The following is an 18008-nucleotide window of genomic DNA, read 5'->3' as shown; positions in this document are numbered from 1 at the left end:
TCACGTTGCAAGCCCTACTGCGGGGGCCTGGGAGGCGCTAGGGTCTGCCTCGGTGGGGGGAACGGCACGGTGGGTAATCGGGGAGGCAACCCATGGTCGGCAGCGGACCCGAGCTCGACCCGGACGACCTTCCGGACGGCCTGGTGGTCGCCGACGCGCTGGGCCGGGTGGTCCGATTCAACCGGGCCGCGGCCCGGCTCACCGGCGTGCTCCCGGAGGCAGCGTTGGGCAGCGCGCTGGAGGACGTCCTGCCGCTGGAGGACCTGGACGGCCGCCGCTGGTGGCAGCTGACCGACCCGTACGGCGGCCTGGCGATCCGCACCCGCCAGCCCGAGCGCAACCTGCTGCTGCCCGGCGGCCGCGAGGTGCTGGTCTCCGCCCGGTACGTCCGGGCGGTGCCGCAGGGGCCGCTGGAGCGCCTGGTGATCGCCCTGCGCGGCACGGAGGCCCGGCGCCGCACCGAGCGCAGCCACGCCGAGCTGATCGCCACCGTCGCGCACGAGCTGCGCTCCCCGCTGACCAGCGTCAAGGGCTTCACGGCGACGCTGCTGGCCAAGTGGGAGCGGTTCACCGACGGGCAGAAGCGGCTGATGCTGGAGACGGTGGACGCCGACGCCGACCGGGTCACCCGGCTGATCGCCGAGCTGCTGGACATCTCCCGGATCGACGCCGGGCGGCTGGAGCTGCGCAAGCAGGTGGTCGACCTGGCGGCCGCGGTGCGCCGGCACGTCGAGCGCAAGGTCGCCACCGGGATCCCGGAGGAGCGCTTCGACATCCGGATCGGCGAGCCGCTGACCGTGCTGTGGGCGGACCCGGACAAGGTCGACCAGGTGCTGGCGAACCTGCTGGAAAACGCGGTGCGGCACGGCGAGGGAACTGTCACCATCGAGGTGGCACCGGCCAAGGAGGTCGTCGAGGCGCCCGTCTGGGAGCGCCCCGGCACCCCTCCCCGCATCGTGGAAGGCACCGCGGTCACCGTGAGCGACGAAGGAAGCGGCATCCCCGAGGAGTCGATGCCGCGCGTCTTCACCCGCTTCTGGCGGGGCTCCAAGCGCGGTGGCACCGGCCTGGGGCTCTACATCGTCAAGGGCATCGTGGAGGCCCACGGCGGCTCGATCCGGGTCGACCGCGCCCCCGGTGGCGGGGCCAGGTTCCGATTCATCCTGCCCGCCGGCGTACCCGACTTCATGCTCTGAAAGAGCGTGGACGACAGACACAGCAAGCTGTGATCGGTGGCCGGGCGGGCTTGACGGCAGCCGCGCTACGCGCTGCGACTACACTCGACCTTTGGCGTTGCGCAACGCCCTGTGCGGCTGTGCCGCGGACGCCACTCCCCGTGAGCACGGAGAACGGCCGCCCGCGCCCCGGCCCCGCCGGGCGTGACGCGAAGGCGAGCCCACACACCTGAGCACGGACGAGCAGGAGCACGGGAAGATAGAGATGTCGGCACCCAACAAGTCGTACGACCCGGTCGAGGTCGAGGCCCTCAAGCCCGAGGTGGTGGAGCAGGCGCGGGACGAGGCGATCGCCGCCTTCGCCGCCGCCGGCTCCCTGGACGAGCTGAAGCAGGCGAAGGTCGCCCACACCGGCGACCGTTCCGCGCTCTCGCTCGCCAACCGCGAGATCGGCGCCCTCCCGCCGCACGCCAAGGCCGCCGCAGGCAAGCTGATCGGCCAGGCCCGCGGCGCCGTCAACCAGGCCCTGGCCAAGCGCCAGGCCGAGCTGGAGGCGGAGCGGGACGCCCGCGTGCTGGTCGAGGAGGCGGTGGACGTCACGCTGCCCTACGACCGCGCACCGCGCGGCGCCCGGCACCCGCTGACCACGCTGGCCGAGCGCATCGAGGACACCTTCGTCGCGATGGGCTACCAGGTCGCCGAGGGCCCCGAGGTCGAGGCCGAGTGGCTGAACTTCGACGCCCTCAACCTGGGCCCGGACCACCCGGCCCGCTCGATGCAGGACACCTTCTTCGTGCAGGCCCCGGACGGCTCCGCCGACTCCGGCGTGGTGCTGCGCACCCAGACCTCCCCGGTCCAGGCCCGCACCCTGCTCCACCGCGAGCCCCCGGTCTACGTGGTCTGCCCCGGCCGGGTCTACCGGACGGACGAGCTGGACGCCACCCACACCCCGGTGTTCCGCCAGGTCGAGGGCCTCGCCGTCGACGAGGGCATCACCTTCGCCGACCTCAAGGGCACCATCGAGGTGCTGGTCGAGAAGCTGATCGGCGGCGGCCTGGAGCTGCGCTGGCGCCCCTCGTACTTCCCGTTCACCGAGCCGAGCGCCGAGATCGACCTGCAGTGCTTCGTGTGCCGCGGCGCGAGCGTCGGCAACCCGGACCGCCCGTGCCGCACCTGCTCCTCCGAGGGCTGGATCGAGCTCGGCGGCTGCGGCGTGGTCAACCCGCGGGTGCTGGTCGCCTGCGGCGTGGACCCGAACCGCTACAGCGGGTTCGCCTTCGGCCTGGGCCTGGAGCGGATCCTGATGAATCGTCACAACGTCGCCGACATGCGCGACATGGTCGAGGGTGACGTGCGCTTCACCCTCCCGTTCGGGATGGAGATCTGATGCGCGTCCCGCTTTCCTGGCTGCGCGAGTACGTCGACCTTCCGGCCGGTGAGACCGGCCGTGACGTGGCCGAGCGCCTGGTCCGGGCCGGCCTGGAGGTCGAGACCGTCGAGCAGGTCGGCGCCGACCTCAAGGGCCCGCTGGTGGTCGGCGAGGTGCTCTCCATCGAGGAGCTGTCCGGCTTCAAGAAGCCGATCCGGCACTGCTTCGTCAACGTCGGCGACGCCAACGGCACCGGAGCGCCGCAGGAGATCGTCTGCGGCGCGACCAACTTCGCCGTCGGCGACAAGGTCGTCGTGGTGCTCCCGGGCGCCGTGCTGCCCGGCCCGTTCCCGATCGCGGCCCGCAAGACCTACGGCCACACCTCGGCCGGCATGATCTGCTCCGCCCGCGAGCTGGGCATGGGCGACGACCACAACGGCATCATCGTGCTCCCGCCGGAGTACGAGCCCGGCACGGACGCCATCGAGCTGCTCCAGCTGGTCGACGAGGTGCTGGACATCGCCGTCACCCCGGACCGCGGCTACTGCCTGTCGATGCGCGGCGTGGCCCGGGAGGCCGCCGCCGCGTACGGGCTGCCGCTGGCCGACCCGGCGCTGCTCGACGTGCCGCCGGCCAACTCCTTCGGCTACCTGGTCAAGGTCAGCGACCCGGCCGGCTGCGACCGCTTCGTGGCCCGTACGGTCGTCGGCGTCGACCCGACCGCCAAGTCCCCGATCTGGCTGCAGCGCCGCCTCCAGAAGGCGGGCATCCGCCCGATCTCGCTGACCGTCGACATCACCAACTACGTGATGCTGGAGGTCGGCCAGCCGCTGCACGCCTACGACAAGCAGCGGGTGAGCGGCCCGATCACGGTCCGCCGGGCGGAGGAGGGCGAGACCCTCACCACCCTCGACGGGGTCGAGCGCAAGCTCGCCGCCGAGGACCTGCTGATCTGCGACACCAGCGGCCCGATCGGCCTGGCCGGGGTCATGGGCGGCGCCTCCACCGAGATCCTCGACCCGGCCGCCGGTCCGGGCACCACCGAGGTGATCATCGAGGCCGCGCACTTCGACCCGGTCTCCATCGCCCGCACCGCCAAGCGGCACAAGCTGCCCTCCGAGGCGTCCAAGCGCTTCGAGCGCGGCGTCGACCCGGAGGCCGCCCGCGCCGCCGCGCAGCGCGCCGTCGACCTGCTGGTGCTGATCGCCGGTGGCACCGCCGAGGCCGGGGTCACCGACATCGCGGCCCCGCACCCGGTGCGCACCATCACCATCGCCGCCGACCTGCCGGACCGGGTCGCCGGGACGGTGTACGGCCGCGAGACCGTCACCCGGCGCCTCCAGGAGATCGGCTGCTCGGTCGCGGGCGCCGACGTCCTGGAGGTCACCCCGCCGACCTGGCGGCCCGACCTCACCGACCCGTACGACCTCGCGGAGGAGGTCATCCGGCTGGAGGGCTACGACAACGTCCCCGCCCGGATGCCGAACGTCCCGCCGGGCAAGGGCCTGACCGAGGCCCAGCGCGTCCACCGCCGGATCGGCGTGGCGCTGGCCGGGGCCGGCTACGTCGAGGTCAACAACTACCCGTTCCTCGGCGAGGCCGCCTTCGAGGCGCTCGGCCTGGAGCCGGACGACCGCCGTCGCCGTACGGTCAAGCTGGTCAACCCGCTCAACGACGAGGAGCCGGCGCTGCGCACCACGCTGCTGCCGGGCCTGCTCGGCGCGCTGCGGCGCAACATCGGCCGGGGCAACACCGACCTGGCGATCTTCGAGACCGGCACGGTGTTCCGGCCCAAGGACGAGCTGAGCGTGGCCCCGCGCCCGGCCGTCGACCGCCGGCCGAGCGACGAGGAGCTGGCCGCGCTGGACGCCGCGCTGCCGGACCAGCCGCGCCGGGTCGCCGTCGCCCTCGCGGGCGAGCGGCTGCCGTCCGGCTGGTGGGGCAAGGGCGAGCAGGCCTCCTGGGCGGACGCGATCGAGGCGGCCCGTACGGTGGCCCGCGCGGCCGGCGTCGAGCTGAACGTCGTCCAGGACCAGCACGCGCCCTGGCACCCCGGTCGCTGCGCGGCACTGGTCGTCGCCGGGACCGACCGGCTGGTCGGCCACGCCGGTGAGCTGCACCCGCGGGTGGTCAAGGCGCTCGGCCTGCCGGCCCGGACGGCGGCGATGGAGCTCGACATCGACCTGCTGACGGCCGACGGCCCGGTGAAGGTCGACGGCCCGGCGGTCTCCGGCTTCCCGGTGGCCACCCAGGACGTCGCGCTGATCGTCGACACCGCCGTCCCGGCCGCCGAGGTCGAGGCCGCGCTGCGCTCGGGCGCGGGCGAACTGCTGGAGGCCATCCGGCTGTTCGACGTGTTCACCGGCGAGCAGGTCGGCGAGGGCAAGAAGTCGCTGGCCTACGCGCTGCGCTTCCGTGCGGCCGACCGCACCCTGACCGCCGACGAGGCCACCGCCGCCCGCGAGGCGGCCGTCGCCGAGGCCGTCAGCCGCACCGGTGCGGTGCTGCGCGGCGCCTGATCCCGCCAGGGCCTGTCGAAGGGCCCCGTTCGGACCGTTTCGGTCCGGACGGGGCCCTTTGCCTTTCCTTGGGTTGACGGTCTGTCATCCCCTCCTTTATCTCTTTACCTATGGAACTAGATAAAGGTGCTGACCAGCCCTCCCCGATCGAGTTCCGCCTGGACCCGGCCTCCGGCGTCCCGACCTACCTGCAGCTCGTGCAGCAGGTCGAACAGGCGCTGCGGATGGGCTGGTTGACCGAGGGGGACCGGCTGCCCCGGGTGCGCGAGGTGGTCGCCGGGCTGGCGATCAACCCGAACACGGTGCTCAAGGCCTACCGGGAGCTGGAGCACCGCGGCCTGGCGGTCGGCCGGCGCGGCCAGGGCACCTTCGTGCGCGGGCTGCCGGCCGGAGTGGTGCCGCTGCGCGAACGGGCCGCGCTGCGCCAGGGGTTGCTGGACTGGATGCGCTCGGCGCGGACCGCCGGGCTGGACGAAGGGGGGATGGTCGCGGTGTTCGAGGACGCGCTGCGCGACCTGCGCGAGGGCCGGGACGGGGTGGTGGCGTGAGTGCCGCGGACACTGTGATCGACTGCGGCGGGATCGGCAAGCGCTACCGCCGCTCCTGGGCGCTGCGGGACTGCCACCTGGCCGTCCCGGCCGGGCACGTGGTCGCCCTGGTCGGCCCGAACGGCGCCGGCAAGACCACCCTGCTCAGCCTGGCGGCCGGGCTGACCCTGCCGAGCGAGGGCGCGATGACCGTCCTCGGCGACCAACTCCCCGGCTCGCCCCGGGCCCTGGACCGGATCGGCTTCGTCGCCCAGAACGCCGCGCTCTACCCCGGTCTGCCCGTGCGCGACCTGCTCACGATGGGCCGCCACCTCAACCGCCGCTGGGACGAGGCCCGGGCGCGCGCCCACCTGGACGGCCTCGGCATCCCGATGGACCGCAGGTACGGCCGGCTCTCCGGCGGCCAGCAGGCCCAGGTCTCGCTCGCCCTCGCGCTTGCCAAGCGGCCCGAACTCCTGCTCCTGGACGAGCCCTTGGCCGCGCTCGACCCGCTCGCCCGGCACGACTTCATGGCCGTGCTGCTGACCGCGGTGGCCGAGGACGGCCTCTCGGTGCTGTTCTCCTCGCACGCCGTCAACGAGCTGGAGCAGAGCTGCGACTACCTGGTGGTGCTGGCCGGCGGCCGGGTCCAGGTGTCCGGGGAGGTGGACGACCTGCTCGGCGGCCACCGGATGCTCACCGGCCCCACCGCGGAGGCCGACGCCGTCGCCGAGCGGCTGCCGGTGGTCCGCGACCGCCGGGCCGGCGTCCAGTCCCACCTGCTGGTGCGCACCGGCGGCGTGGACGCGCCGGTCTCCGCCGGCTGGCGCCAACAGCGCGTCGGCCTGGAGGAGTTGGTGCTCTCCTACCTGCGTGAGCCGACCGCCTCCGCCCTGCCCGGCCCGCGCGGGGCCGTCCGTACGATCCAGAAGGTACTGTCGTGAGCTCGACCACCCTCGCCCCGCCCCGCTCCGCCGTGCTGCGGGCCGCCGGGCTGCGCCACCGGCCGGCGCTGCTGACGCTGCTGACGGTGATGGGCGTGATCTCCCTCGCCCTGCTGTTGCACGGCTGGTACGTCCACAACGGTCTGGACCGTAGCGGCGCGGCCTCCTGCGATCCGACGACCGACGCCTGCACGGCCAGGTTCAAGCAGTTCCGGCGGCAGTACGGCAACGGCATGCTGGAGCTCGACACCGTGTTCTACGTCCTGGGCGGCGCCTTCGGAGCCTTCCTCGGCGGCCCGCTGCTGGCAAGGGAGTTCGAGCACGGCACGGTCCGCTTCGCCTGGACCCAGGGGGCCGGGCGGAGCCGCTGGACGGTGGGCGGCCTGCTCGTGGTCGGCGCCGTGCTGACCGCCGTGTCGGCGCTGTTCGGACTGCTGCTGCGCTGGTGGAGCGAGCCGCTGATGCTCATGAGCGGGGGGTTCGGTCCGGAGGTCTTCGGGCACGCGCCGCCGGTGATGGTGGGGCGGGTGCTGGTGGCTTTCGGGGCCGCGGCGCTGGCCGGCGCGGTGCTGCGTCGCACGGTGGTCGCGGTGGGTCTCGGCCTGGCGGCCTCGGTCGCGCTGCTGTTCCTCGCCGACGCCGTGCGCTCCCACTACCTGGCTCCCCTGGAGGAGCCCATGCACACGCTGAACTCCCTGGCGCTGGACGATCGCTGGGTGCTGAACACGTGGTTCTCCGACCCGGCCGGGCACCGGATCTCCGCGGACGACTTCTACAAGCTCGGGGACTCGGGCGCCCAGTGGCAGTCCCTGCTGCGCGACGGCGGCTACACCGCGCACCAGGTGTACCAACCGGCGGACCGGTTCTGGCCGTTCCAGTGGATCGAGTTCGGCTGGACGGTCCTGCTCGCGGTGGCGCTGTGCGCGGCGGCGGTCTGGTGGGTGCGCCGGCGGGCGGTCTGACCTGCACGGCTCCGGATTGGTTGAAGTGTTTTCGTCAAAACCCTTGCGGGGGCGGCGGTTCTGGGCGTTTCCTTCTCGTTAGGAAGCTTTCCTAACCGAACGAGGAATCGGAGCGTCCCATGCGTCCTCAGTCCCGTCGCGTCCTCCACATAGCCCTCGCCGCCGCCCTGGTGGCCGCGCCCCTCACCGTCGCGGCCGCCGCGGCCGCCCAGGCCGCCCCCGCGGCCGCGAGCTCCGCCCAGCTCAAGGGCGTCGGCCTCGACGACCCGCACAAGAAGGACATCGCGATGCAGCTGGTGTCCAGCGCGGAGAACTCCTCGCTGGACTGGAAGGCCCAGTACAAGTACATCGAGGACATCGGTGACGGCCGCGGCTACACCGCCGGCATCATCGGCTTCTGTTCCGGCACCGGCGACATGCTCGAGCTGGTCCAGCACTACACCGACCTCAAGCCCGGCAACGTCCTCGCCAAGTACCTGCCCGCGTTGAAGAAGGTCAACGGCAGCGACTCGCACTCCGGCCTCGGCGACGCCTTCGTCCGGGACTGGGCCGCCGCGGCCAAGGACCAGACCTTCCAGCAGGCCCAGAACGACGAGCGCGACCGGGTGTACTTCAACCCCGCGGTCAACCAGGCCAAGGCCGACGGCCTGCGCGCGCTCGGTCAGTTCGCCTACTACGACGCCATCGTGATGCACGGCCCCGGCAACAGCTCCGACAGCTTCGGCGGCATCCGCGCGGCCGCGATGAAGAAGGCGAAGACGCCCGCCCAGGGCGGCGACGAGGCCACCTACCTCAAGGCCTTCCTGGACGCCCGCAAGGTGGTCATGAAGAAGGAGGCCGCGCACTCCGACACCAGCCGGGTCGACACCGAGCAGTCGGTCTTCCTCAACGCCAAGAACTTCGACCTCAACCCGCCGCTCAAGTGGAAGGTCTACGGCGACAGCTACAGCATCAACAGCTGACGCCCGGGCCGACGCCGCCGGCGCGGTCCGTCGGACAGCTGGAAAGGGGCGCGCCCGCACCGGAGACCGGTGCGGGCGCGCCCCTCGCGTCCGGGCTCAGGCGCTCGCGGTGTAGTCGTAGAAGCCGCGGCCGGACTTGCGGCCCAGCAGGCCGGCGTCGACCATCCGGGACAGCAGCGGGGGAGCGGCGTACAGCGGCTCCTTGTACTCGTCGTACATCGACTCGGCGATCGAGACGATGGTGTCCAGGCCGATCAGGTCGCACAGCCGCAGCGGGCCCATCGGGTGGGCGCAGCCGGCCTCCATGCCCTTGTCGATGTCGGAGGCGGTGGCCACGCCCGACTCGAACATCCGCACCGCGGACAGCAGGTACGGCACGAGCAGCGCGTTGACCACGAAGCCGGCCCGGTCGCGGGCCCGGATCGGCTCCTTGGCGAGCACCTGGGAGGCGAAGGCCTCCACCCGCTCGGTGGTGGTCGCCGAGGTGGTCAGGGTCGGGATGACCTCGACCAGCTTCTGCACCGGCGCCGGGTTGAAGAAGTGCAGGCCGATGACCTGCTCCGGGCGGGAGGTGGCGGCGGCCAGCTTCACGATCGGGATCGAGGAGGTGTTGGAGGCCAGGATCGCGTCCCGGCGCTCGATGACCTGGTCCAGGGTCTGGAAGATCTTGACCTTGATGTCCTCGCGCTCGGCGACCGCCTCGACCACCAGGTCGCGGTCGGCGAAGTCGGACAGGTCGGTGGTGAAGGACAGCCGGGACAGCGCCTCGTCCCGCTGCTCGGGGCTCAGCTTGCCGCGCTTGACCGCCGTGTCCAGGGAGTTGGTCAGCCGGGTGCGGCCGAACTCCAGCGCCTCACCGCTGGCCTCCGACACCAGGACGTCCAGTCCGGCCCGGGCGAAGACCTCGGCGATGCCCGACCCCATGAGACCGCAGCCGACTACTCCGACGCGCGCGATGTCACTCACTCAGTTGCCCTTCGGTGGTGCTGGGGGTCGCCCAGCGAACTGGTGGCCCAGCGAGCTCGCTGGTCAGCGGGTCGGTGTACCGGAATGGGTGCACCGGTCACCGCCCCGACGACGTTACTACTCCGTACTCGCCGGTAGGTCACCCCCTCCCCGGCGCAGTGCCAGTGCGGACGGCCCCCCGATCGGGTGAGGCCGCACCGCCTGCGGGTGCGCCCGGGCCCGCCGCCGCCCGCCGCCGGACAGAATGCCGCAGACGGGGGCCGGGGACGGGAAGGGAGCACACGGTGTCGACGGGATCGCTCACAGGACAGGTCGCCCTGGTCACCGGCGGCGGCCGGGGAATCGGCCGCGAGATCGCCGTCGGCCTGGCCGCCGAGGGCATGGCCGTCGGCCTGGTCGGCCGCACCCACGGGACGCTGACCGAGACCCTCAAGGAGTGCGTCAAGCGCGGCTCCAGGGGCGTCGCCGTCACCGCCGACGTCTGCCGCCCCGGCTCGGTCCGGGAGGCCGTCCGGCTGGTCGAACGCGACCTCGGCCCGATCGACCTGCTGGTCAACAACGCCGGCCTGGTCGACCGCGCCGAGGTGCCGCTCTGGGAGACCGACCCCAACCAGTGGTGGCAGGTGGTCGAGACCAATCTGCGCGGCCCCTACAACCTGCTGCGCTGCGTCCTGCCCGGCATGGTCGCCCGCCGGGCCGGCCGGGTGATCAACCTCAACTCCGGCTTCGCGCTGCGCCCGGACGGCCACTACACCGCGTACGCGACCTCCAAGGGCGCGCTGCTCCAGCTCTCCGACAACATCGCGGACACGCTGGCCGAGCACGGCGTCGTGGTGCTGGACATCAGCCCCGGCGCGGTGGCCACCGACATGACCGCGGGGATGCCGATGTTCCGGGACATGAAGGCCTGGGGCTCGATCCCGTACATGGTCGCCGTCACCGTGGACGCCGCCCGGGGCCGCTTCGACGCGTTGCACGGGCGGTTCATCCACGCCGGGCGGGACGACCTGGCGGAGCTGGTCGACCGGGCCGACGCGATCCGCGCGGCGGACGCCCGGACGCTGCGGCTGCGCCCGTACAAGGACGACGACCCGATGGTCTGACCGGCTTCGGCGGGGGGCTTTCGGCGGGGCCGTTCACGCACACAGCTGGCTGGCGGTGACCGGCTTGAGCCCCGCCTTGGCCAGCCCGTCCAGGATCGCCGGCAGCGCGTCGATGGTGCACTGGTGCCCCATGTGCAGGGCCACCACCGAGCCGCCGCGCACCGAGCCCAGCACCCGGCGCTGGAGCTCGGCGGCGGTCGGATCGTTGTAGTCCCGCGGGTCGACGTCGAAGGACAGCACGTGCTCGTAGCCGACGGCCTTGGCCTGGTCGCGCACCATCGAGGTGGCGTACTGCGCGGCGGAGGGGCGGAACCAGCGGCCCATCGAGCCGGTCAGCTTCGTCAGCCGGTCGGCGCACTGGGCGATCTCGGCGCGGGCCTGGTCCGGCGACATCGCGGAGATGTTGAGGTGGTTCTGGGTGTGGTTGCCCAGTTCGTGGCCGCCGTCCAGGATCCGCCGGGCCATCTGCGGCTGCTGGTCCAGCCAGCTGCCGACCGCCATCACGGTCAGCTTGACGCCGCGCTGCTCGGCGGCCTCCAGCAGGGCGGTGGCGAGCAGCGGGTCGCCGCTGCCGTGGAAGGTGAGCGCCACGTTCTTGCCGGTGCGCGGCCCGTGCACCACCTCGTACGGGGTGCCGGCCGCCAGCGGTGTCAGCACCGGCGGGGTCGGCGGCGCGGAGGCCGGTGTCGAGGCCTGGGCGGCGGCCGGGGTCGGTCCGCCGCCGGGCTGCGGCTCGCCCGGGGTGGTCGGGGCGGGGGAGGCGGGCCCCTCGCCGCCGTTCCAGGCCGGGTCGGTGGTGTGCTGCGGGTCGACACTGCCGGGGTGCGCGGCGAGCGTCCCGGTCTCGGCCCGGCGGGGCGTGCCGCTGCCGCAGGAGGTGAGGAGTCCGCCGGCGGCGGACAGGGCGGCCAGCTTGGCGGCGGTGCGCAGTACGGTGCGGCGGTCGGCAGTCATCGGCAGCCAGCATAGAGAGGACGGACCCTCCCGGCGATCCGGCAGCGCCGTCCCACGTCGTCCGCCGCACCGCCTTTGACGTGCACACACTCCGTTGTCCGGGTGTTGCGTAAACCTGAACTCCCGCTGTTTCCACGGCGTGTCGTTGGATACGATCTCGGCGCACCGCGTGTTACGGGGCAGTAGGCACATTCCGGCATTGCGCATTGGGGGCGGAACATGATGCACCACGAGGACACCGCGGCCGTCGACCAGGACACCCGCACCGGCTGGGAGTGGGCCAGAGCGGACGACTGGCAGCCGCCGAGCGAGCTCGACACCGGCATCCCGCACACCGCCCGGATGTACGACTACTACCTGGGCGGCAAGGACAACTTCGAGGCCGACCGCAAGGCCGCCCAGGCCGCCATCGCCGCCTACCCGGCGCTGCCGCTGCTGGCCCGCACCAACCGCCAGTTCCTGGGCCGGGCCGTCGAGTTCGCGGCGGGACGGGGGATCCGCCAGTTCATCGACATCGGCACCGGCATCCCGACCGTCGGCTCCACCAGTGAGGTCGCCCAGCGGGTCGCCCCGGACGCCCGGGTGGTCTACGTCGACAACGACCCGATCGTCGCCACCCACGCCCGCGCCCTGCTGGCCGGGCACCCGGTCGGGCACACCTCCGTCATCGAGGCCGACCTGCGCGACCCGGAGTCGATCCTGCGCCACCCCGCGCTGGGCGCCGCCATCGACCTGTCCCAGCCCGTCGCGCTGATGCTCGTCGCCGTCCTGCACTTCATCCGCGACGAGGAGGGCGCCCAGCAGATCGTCAGCACCCTGCGCGAGGTGCTCGCCCCCGGCAGCGCCCTGATCCTCTCCCACGGCAGCCCCGACTTCGCCTCCCGCGAGAGCGCCGCCGAGGGCACCCGGATCTACCGGAGCGCCAGCGCGCCGCTGGTCCTGCGGCCCCGGGCCGACGTCGAACCCTTCTTCGGGGACTTCGAGTTCGTCGGCCCCGGCCTCGTCCAGCTCCCGCTCTGGCGCCCCACCGCGGGCCACCTGCGCACCGCCGAACTGCCCGAGGGCTGGCAGGACGTCTCCGCCTACGCCGGCGTCGCCCTCAAGCCGTGACCCGGCTCGGCCCGGCCGTGGAGCGGTGACGACGGCCGGCCCCGGCGCCTCCCTCCTGCGCCGGGACCGGCCGCCCCCACACCGAGCACACTAGGTCCGAGCACTGACAGCCCCTCACCCACCCGCTCGCCGCCGCCACCGGACGCGCGCGCTGGGAGGCCTTCCTCGCCCTGGACGACCTGCTCACCCGGATCGGCGACGACGCTCCGCGGCGGCTCGCCCTGCAGGCCGCGCATCCGGTGCGTACCGGGAGGAAATGACGCGACAGCGCGCGGCGGGCGGTGTTAGGTTCCGCGGCATGGAACCCCTCACCGACCCCGAGATCCGCGCGTCCTTCGTCAACTGCTCCAAGGGCGAGGCCCGTCGGCTCAACCTGCCCCGGGGCCTGGCCGAACTGCCGTGGGCGGACTTGGACTTCCTCGGCTGGCGGGACCAGGGCGCGCCCGACCGGGCGTACCTGGTCGCGCCGCACGCCGGTGGGCTGGTCGGGGTGACGATGCGTTCGCCGATGGTCCGGCGCAGCCTGACCAAGACCAACGTCTGCTCGCTGTGCATCACCGCGCACGCCGGGTCGGGGGTCGCGCTGCTGGCCGCCCGCCGGGCCGGCGCCTCCGGGCGCGAGGGCAACACCGTCGGCACGTACATCTGCGCCGATCTCGCCTGCTCGCTCTACGTCCGCGGGTTGAAGAAGTCCGCCGCGGTGACCAGGCCGGACGAATCCCTGCCGCTGGAGCAGCAGATCGCCCGTACGGTGGGCAACCTCGACGCCTTCCTCGCCAAGGTGCTCACCGACACCGCCGCCGGGTAGGGCCCCTCCTCGCGCGGCCCGCTACCGCCCCCCGCGCAGCTGGTCCAGGTCGCGGCGCTCCCGCTTGGTCGGGCGCCCCGCGCCGCGGTCCCGTTCGAAGACCGGGGCCACGAACTCGCGCGGCGGCCGCGGCGGACTGTTGTCGACCAGGCACTCCGCCGCGACCGGGGCGCCGACCCGCTTGCGGATCAGCTTCGTCACCACGACGACCCGCTCGTACCCGTCCTCGCGGACCCGGACCTCGTCCCCGGGCCGGAGGCTCTGCGCGGGCTTGACCCGCTCGCCGTTCACCCGGACGTGCCCGGCCTTGCAGGCCGCCGCCGCCAGCGCACGCGTCTTGGCCAGCCGGACCGACCAGATCCAGACGTCCACCCGCACGCTTCCCTGTTCCTCAGCCATCCTGCGAGCCTACCCAGGCCGCGGGCCGACCCCGCCCGGCCCGCGGCCTGATCCACGGGACACGGCTCAGGCAGCGAGCGGGACTTCCTGGACGGCCCAGCCGTTGCCGTCCGGGTCGTTGAAGAACACGAAGTTGTTCCAGGCCTCGCCGTGCCCGTCCACCCGGGCTCCCGCCACGAAGTGCTGGACGGGGCTGACCACCACGCCCCGCGCGGTGAGCTCCGCGTGGGCCTTCTCGATGTCCGGCACCACCAGTTGGAGGCCCTTCACCGAGCCGGGCGCCGACTCGATCACCCCGTCGCCGACCACGATCGAGCAGCGTGAGCCCGGGGGAGTCAGCTGGACCACCCGGACCCCGTCGCGCAGCCGGGTGTCGTGGTCCACGGTGAAGCCGGCCTGCTCCTCGTAGAAGAGCTTCGCGCGGTCCACGTCCGACACCGGGACCACCACGACTTCGAGCTTCCAGTCCATCGCCCTCACCCCTCTCGGTCGGGCACTTCCAGTATCTGCCCGAAACCGTTCCCCGGCGGACCTTCGGATAGCCTGAGAACACGATGAATCCGCAGACCACGCCCGCTTCGTCACCCTCGGCCACCGCCTTCACGACCCCCTGGGGCACCCTCGACCTGACCCGCTTCCCCGTGGACCCCCGCGAGCGGCTGCGGGCCTGGGACGCCGCCGACGAGTACCTGCTGCGCCACCTCGCCGGCGAGGCCGACAGCGCCGGCGGCGCCGCCACCGAGCTGGCCGGCCGCCGGATCGCCGTCCTCGGCGACCGCTGGGGCGCGCTGACCACCGCGCTGGCGCCGTACGAGCCGGTCCAGATCAGCGACTCCCACCTCGGCCGGCAGGCCACCCGGGAGAACCTCGCCCGGGCCGGCGCCGCCGTCGACGAGGACCGGCTGCGCACCACCCGGGACACCCCGCCGGAGCGCATCGACGTCCTGCTGGTGCGGGTTCCCAAGAGCCTGGCGCTGCTGGAGGACCAGCTGCACCGGCTCGCCCCGGCCCTCCACCCCGGCACGGTGGTGATCGGCACCGGGATGGTCACCGAGATCCACACCTCCACCCTGCAGCTGTTCGAGAAGGTGCTCGGCCCGACCCGCACCTCGCTGGCCGTCCGCAAGGCCCGGCTGATCTTCTGCACCCCCGACCCGGCACTCGACCCCGGCCCCAGCCCCTGGCCGCACCGCTACGCGCTGCCCTCGGACATCGGCCCCGCCGCCGGGCGCACCGTGGTCAACCACGCGGGCACCTTCTGTGCCGAACGGCTCGACATCGGCACCCGGTTCCTCCTGGCCCACCTGCCCACCCCCGCCCCCGGCGACCGGGTGGTGGACCTCGGCTGCGGCAACGGCGTGGTCGGCACCGCGGCCGCGCTGGCCGGGCCGGGCGCGGAGCTGGTGTTCGTGGACGAGTCCCACCAGGCGGTGGCCTCCGCCGAGGAGACCTTCCACACCAACCTGGGCCCGGACGCCCCGGCCGAGTTCCGCACCGCCGACGCGCTCGACCCGGCGGTGTTCGCCCCCGGCTCGGTGGACCTGGTGCTCAACAACCCGCCGTTCCACTCCCACCAGGCCACCACTGACGCCACCGCCTGGCGGATGTTCACCGGCGCCCGGCGGGCGCTGCGGCCGGGCGGCGAGCTGTGGGTGGTCGGCAACCGCCACCTCGGCTACCACGTCAAGCTGCGCAAACTGTTCGGCAACTGCGAAGTCGTGGCCGGGAACCCGAAGTTCGTGGTGCTGCGGGCCGTGAAGCGCTGACCGGCGGCCCTCGGCGGCGCGGCCCGACGGCGCCCGGACCGGTCGCACCGGCGTGCCCAGCCCCGGGCCCGCGTGCCCAGCCCAGGGCCCGTGGGCTCAGCCTTGCATGGATTTTCCCTCCCGCGTATATTCATGCCACGACCAAGGAGGAACGCCATGGCTTTGCGAGTCGCCGTCGCCGGCGCGAGCGGATACGCGGGCGGTGAGGTGCTGCGCCTGCTGCTCGGCCACCCGGAGGTGGAGATCGGGGCGCTGACCGGCGGCTCGAACGCGGGCACCAGGCTGGGCGCGCTGCAGCCGCACCTGATCCCGCTGGCCGACCGCGTGCTCGAACCCACCACCCCCGAGGTGCTGGCCGACCACGACGTGGTGTTCCTGGCGCTGCCGCACGGCCAGTCCGCCGCCGTCGCCGAAGCCCTCGGCCAGAACGTCCTGGTGGTCGACTGCGGCGCCGACTTCCGGCTCAAGGCCGCCGCCGACTGGGAGCAGTTCTACGGCTCCGCCCACGCCGGCACCTGGCCCTACGGCCTGCCCGAACTCCCCGGCCACCGCGACGCGTTGAAGGGCAGCAACCGGATCGCCGTGCCCGGCTGCTACCCGACGGCCGTCTCCCTGGCGCTGTTCCCCGCCTACGCGGCCCGCCTCGCCGAGCCGGAGGCCGTGGTGGTCGCCGCCTCCGGCACCTCCGGCGCGGGCAAGGCCGCCAAGACCCACCTGCTGGGCAGCGAGGTGATGGGCAGCGTCAGCCCGTACGGGGTCGGCGGCGTGCACCGGCACACCCCGGAGATGGTGCAGAACCTCACCCCGCTGGCCGGCGAGCCGCTGACCGTCTCCTTCACCCCCACCCTCGTCCCGATGCCGCGCGGCATCCTCGCCACCTGCTCCGCCAAGGCCAAGCCGGGCGTGAGCGCCGAGGAGCTGCGCGCCGCGTACGCCGAGGCCTTCGCCGACGAGCCCTTCGTCCACCTGCTGCCCGAGGGGCAGTGGCCGCAGACCAGCAGCGTCTACGGCGCCAACACCGCCCTGGTCCAGGTCGCCCTGGACGCCACCGCCGGGCGGATCATCGCGATCAGCGCGATCGACAACCTGGTCAAGGGCACCGCCGGCGGCGCGGTGCAGAGCATGAACATCGCCCTCGGCCTGCCCGAGGAGCTGGGCCTTCCGCTGAACGGAGTCGCACCGTGACCACCCCTGACCCCGGCGTGACCACCGCCAACTCCGGCGTGACCGCCCCCAACTCCGGCGTGACCGCCGCCAAGGGCTTCCGGGCCGCCGGCGTGACCGCGGGCATCAAGGCCTCCGGCACCCCGGACCTCGCCCTGGTGGTCAACGACGGCCCCTCGTTCGCCGCGGCCGGCGTCTTCACCGCCAACCGGGTCAAGGCTGCGCCCGTGCTCTGGTCCCAGCAGGTCCTCAAGGGCGGCCGGGTCTCCGCCGTCGTCCTCAACTCCGGTGGCGCCAACGCCTGCACCGGCCCGGCCGGCTTCCAGGACACCCACGCCACCGCCGAGAAGGTCGCCGCCGAGCTGGACCTCAGCGCCGGCGAGGTCGCCGTCGCCTCCACCGGCCTGATCGGCGTCCGGCTGCCGATGGACGTGCTGCTGCCCGGCGTCACCCTGGCCGCCCAGGAGCTCAGCGAGACCGGCGGCGAGTCCGCCGCGATCGCCATCAAGACCACCGACACCGTGCACAAGACCGCGCAGTTCACCAGCCCGGCGGGCTGGACGGTCGGCGGCATGGCCAAGGGCGCGGGCATGCTCGCCCCGAGCCTGGCCACCATGCTGGTCGTGCTCACCACCGACGCCGACCTGGACAGCGCCGCCCTGGACGCCGCCCTGCGCGGCGCCACCCGCACCACCTTCGACCGGATCGACTCCGACGGCTGCATGTCGACCAACGACACCGTGCTGCTGCTGGCCTCCGGCGCCTCCGGCACCGCCCCGGACGCGGCCGAGTTCGCCGAGGCCGTCCGCACCGTCAGCGCCGACCTGGCCCGCCAGCTGATCGGCGACGCCGAGGGCGCCAGCAAGGACATCCGGATCGACGTCACCGGCGCGGCCACCGAGGACGAGGCCGTCGAGGTCGCCCGGACGATCAGCCGCAACAACCTGCTCAAGTGCGCCATCCACGGTGAGGACCCCAACTGGGGCCGGGTGCTGTCCGCGATCGGCACCACCTCCGCCACCTTCGAGCCGGACCGGCTGGACGTGGCCATCAACGGCGTCTGGGTCTGCCAGGACGGCGGCGTCGGCGAGGACCGCGAGCTGGTGGACATGAAGGGCCGCGACGTGGTCATCACCGCGAACCTCAACGCCGGTACGGCGAGCGCCTCGCTGTGGACCAACGACCTCACCGCCGACTACGTCCACGAGAACAGCGCCTACTCCAGCTGAGCCGCGGCACCCGCAGCTGATCCGCGACATCCTCCCCCAGCCTGCGGCCGG

Annotated in this window: 17 protein-coding genes; 13 read left to right on the top strand and 4 right to left on the bottom strand. The window is 73.2% G+C overall.

All coding sequences use genetic code 11. The annotated features are described in order from the left end of the window. Positions 1-92 precede the first annotated feature (92 nt). The 7 genes from AB0F71_RS09285 to AB0F71_RS09255 all read left to right on the top strand — a co-directional run bounded on the left by AB0F71_RS09285 (position 93) and on the right by AB0F71_RS09255 (position 8458). On the top strand, positions 93-1196 hold the full coding sequence (locus AB0F71_RS09285) for an ATP-binding protein (protein WP_360230219.1): 1104 nt from the start codon (positions 93-95) through the stop codon (positions 1194-1196). Positions 1197-1440: 244 nt separating this feature from the next. Next, positions 1441-2562 carry a phenylalanine--tRNA ligase subunit alpha gene (pheS, locus tag AB0F71_RS09280; protein WP_360230217.1) on the top strand — a complete coding sequence of 374 codons (1122 nt, stop codon included), beginning with the start codon at positions 1441-1443 and terminating at the stop codon, positions 2560-2562. Continuing rightward, entirely contained in the window at positions 2562-5063 is a 2502-nt protein-coding gene (gene pheT / locus AB0F71_RS09275) for a phenylalanine--tRNA ligase subunit beta (protein WP_360230215.1), read from the top strand. Before pheS ends, pheT begins: the two co-directional genes overlap by 1 nt. Before the next feature lie 110 nt (positions 5064-5173). Further along, positions 5174-5611 (top strand): GntR family transcriptional regulator, encoded by a 438-nt coding sequence (locus AB0F71_RS09270; protein WP_360230213.1) that lies wholly within the window; start codon positions 5174-5176, stop codon positions 5609-5611. Further along, positions 5608-6534: an ABC transporter ATP-binding protein gene (locus AB0F71_RS09265; RefSeq protein WP_360230211.1), complete on the top strand. Its 927-nt coding sequence runs from the start codon at positions 5608-5610 to the stop codon at positions 6532-6534. Before AB0F71_RS09270 ends, AB0F71_RS09265 begins: the two co-directional genes overlap by 4 nt. After that, on the top strand, positions 6531-7496 hold the full coding sequence (locus AB0F71_RS09260) for an ABC transporter permease subunit (RefSeq protein WP_360230209.1): 966 nt from the start codon (positions 6531-6533) through the stop codon (positions 7494-7496). Before AB0F71_RS09265 ends, AB0F71_RS09260 begins: the two co-directional genes overlap by 4 nt. Positions 7497-7615: 119 nt before the next feature. Next, positions 7616-8458, top strand: coding sequence for a chitosanase (locus AB0F71_RS09255; protein ID WP_360230207.1), 843 nt, complete (start codon positions 7616-7618; stop codon positions 8456-8458). A gap of 96 nt (positions 8459-8554) precedes the next feature. Here AB0F71_RS09255 and AB0F71_RS09250 read toward each other — a convergent pair whose 3' ends face one another. Further along, on the bottom strand, positions 8555-9424 hold the full coding sequence (locus AB0F71_RS09250; protein WP_360230205.1) for a 3-hydroxybutyryl-CoA dehydrogenase: 870 nt from the start codon (positions 9422-9424) through the stop codon (positions 8555-8557). A gap of 284 nt (positions 9425-9708) precedes the next feature. Here AB0F71_RS09250 and AB0F71_RS09245 point away from each other — a divergent pair, with 284 nt between their 5' ends. After that, positions 9709-10527: an SDR family NAD(P)-dependent oxidoreductase gene (locus tag AB0F71_RS09245; RefSeq protein WP_360230203.1), complete on the top strand. Its 819-nt coding sequence runs from the start codon at positions 9709-9711 to the stop codon at positions 10525-10527. A 33-nt stretch (positions 10528-10560) separates the two neighbouring features. On the opposite strand, the gene AB0F71_RS09240 is transcribed toward AB0F71_RS09245, so the two are convergent. Further along, a complete protein-coding gene (locus AB0F71_RS09240) occupies positions 10561-11481 on the bottom strand; it encodes a polysaccharide deacetylase family protein (protein WP_360230201.1) in 921 nt (306 codons plus the stop codon). 219 nt (positions 11482-11700) lie between these two features. Here AB0F71_RS09240 and AB0F71_RS09235 point away from each other — a divergent pair, with 219 nt between their 5' ends. Both AB0F71_RS09235 and AB0F71_RS09230 read left to right on the top strand, forming a co-directional pair. Beyond that, complete coding sequence (locus AB0F71_RS09235) at positions 11701-12591, top strand: SAM-dependent methyltransferase (protein WP_360230199.1); 891 nt, start codon at positions 11701-11703, stop codon at positions 12589-12591. Between the two features lie 298 nt (positions 12592-12889). Continuing rightward, a complete protein-coding gene (locus AB0F71_RS09230) occupies positions 12890-13399 on the top strand; it encodes an FBP domain-containing protein (RefSeq protein WP_360230197.1) in 510 nt (169 codons plus the stop codon). 21 nt (positions 13400-13420) lie between these two features. Here the strand turns inward: AB0F71_RS09230 and AB0F71_RS09225 are convergent, their stop codons facing one another. Together AB0F71_RS09225 and AB0F71_RS09220 are read right to left on the bottom strand one after the other, a co-directional pair. Then, complete coding sequence (locus AB0F71_RS09225) at positions 13421-13798, bottom strand: S4 domain-containing protein (protein ID WP_360230195.1); 378 nt, start codon at positions 13796-13798, stop codon at positions 13421-13423. A 66-nt stretch (positions 13799-13864) separates the two neighbouring features. Beyond that, positions 13865-14269, bottom strand: a complete 405-nt coding sequence (locus AB0F71_RS09220) for a VOC family protein (RefSeq protein ID WP_360230193.1) — start codon at positions 14267-14269, stop codon at positions 13865-13867. Positions 14270-14352: 83 nt separating this feature from the next. Between AB0F71_RS09220 and AB0F71_RS09215 the strand changes: the two genes are divergently transcribed. The 3 genes from AB0F71_RS09215 to argJ all read left to right on the top strand — a co-directional run bounded on the left by AB0F71_RS09215 (position 14353) and on the right by argJ (position 17957). Continuing rightward, the gene (locus AB0F71_RS09215; protein ID WP_360230191.1) at positions 14353-15564 is read left to right on the top strand and encodes a methyltransferase; all 1212 of its coding nucleotides are present in this window, start codon (positions 14353-14355) and stop codon (positions 15562-15564) included. A 156-nt stretch (positions 15565-15720) separates the two neighbouring features. Then, entirely contained in the window at positions 15721-16749 is a 1029-nt protein-coding gene (argC, locus tag AB0F71_RS09210; RefSeq protein WP_360230189.1) for an N-acetyl-gamma-glutamyl-phosphate reductase, read from the top strand. A 59-nt stretch (positions 16750-16808) separates the two neighbouring features. Next, positions 16809-17957: a bifunctional glutamate N-acetyltransferase/amino-acid acetyltransferase ArgJ gene (gene argJ / locus AB0F71_RS09205; protein ID WP_360230379.1), complete on the top strand. Its 1149-nt coding sequence runs from the start codon at positions 16809-16811 to the stop codon at positions 17955-17957. Positions 17958-18008: the final 51 nt, after the last annotated feature.

The organism is Kitasatospora sp. NPDC028055 (assembly GCF_040637885.1).
In the GTDB taxonomy this organism is placed as follows: Bacteria; Actinomycetota; Actinomycetes; order Streptomycetales; family Streptomycetaceae; genus Kitasatospora.
This window is presented reverse-complemented; position numbering and strand designations above follow the sequence as displayed.

Coding starts and splice junctions, on each gene's coding strand:
- AB0F71_RS09225 (WP_360230195.1), bottom strand. CDS start 13,798: ATGGCTGAGGAACAGGGAAGCGTGCGGGTGGACGTCTGGATCTGGTCG.
- AB0F71_RS09215 (WP_360230191.1), top strand. CDS start 14,353: ATGAATCCGCAGACCACGCCCGCTTCGTCACCCTCGGCCACCGCCTTC.
- argC (WP_360230189.1), top strand. CDS start 15,721: ATGGCTTTGCGAGTCGCCGTCGCCGGCGCGAGCGGATACGCGGGCGGT.
- pheT (WP_360230215.1), top strand. CDS start 2,562: ATGCGCGTCCCGCTTTCCTGGCTGCGCGAGTACGTCGACCTTCCGGCC.
- AB0F71_RS09240 (WP_360230201.1), bottom strand. CDS start 11,481: ATGACTGCCGACCGCCGCACCGTACTGCGCACCGCCGCCAAGCTGGCC.
- AB0F71_RS09270 (WP_360230213.1), top strand. CDS start 5,174: ATGGAACTAGATAAAGGTGCTGACCAGCCCTCCCCGATCGAGTTCCGC.
- pheS (WP_360230217.1), top strand. CDS start 1,441: ATGTCGGCACCCAACAAGTCGTACGACCCGGTCGAGGTCGAGGCCCTC.
- AB0F71_RS09255 (WP_360230207.1), top strand. CDS start 7,616: ATGCGTCCTCAGTCCCGTCGCGTCCTCCACATAGCCCTCGCCGCCGCC.
- AB0F71_RS09235 (WP_360230199.1), top strand. CDS start 11,701: ATGATGCACCACGAGGACACCGCGGCCGTCGACCAGGACACCCGCACC.
- AB0F71_RS09230 (WP_360230197.1), top strand. CDS start 12,890: ATGGAACCCCTCACCGACCCCGAGATCCGCGCGTCCTTCGTCAACTGC.
- AB0F71_RS09285 (WP_360230219.1), top strand. CDS start 93: ATGGTCGGCAGCGGACCCGAGCTCGACCCGGACGACCTTCCGGACGGC.
- AB0F71_RS09220 (WP_360230193.1), bottom strand. CDS start 14,269: ATGGACTGGAAGCTCGAAGTCGTGGTGGTCCCGGTGTCGGACGTGGAC.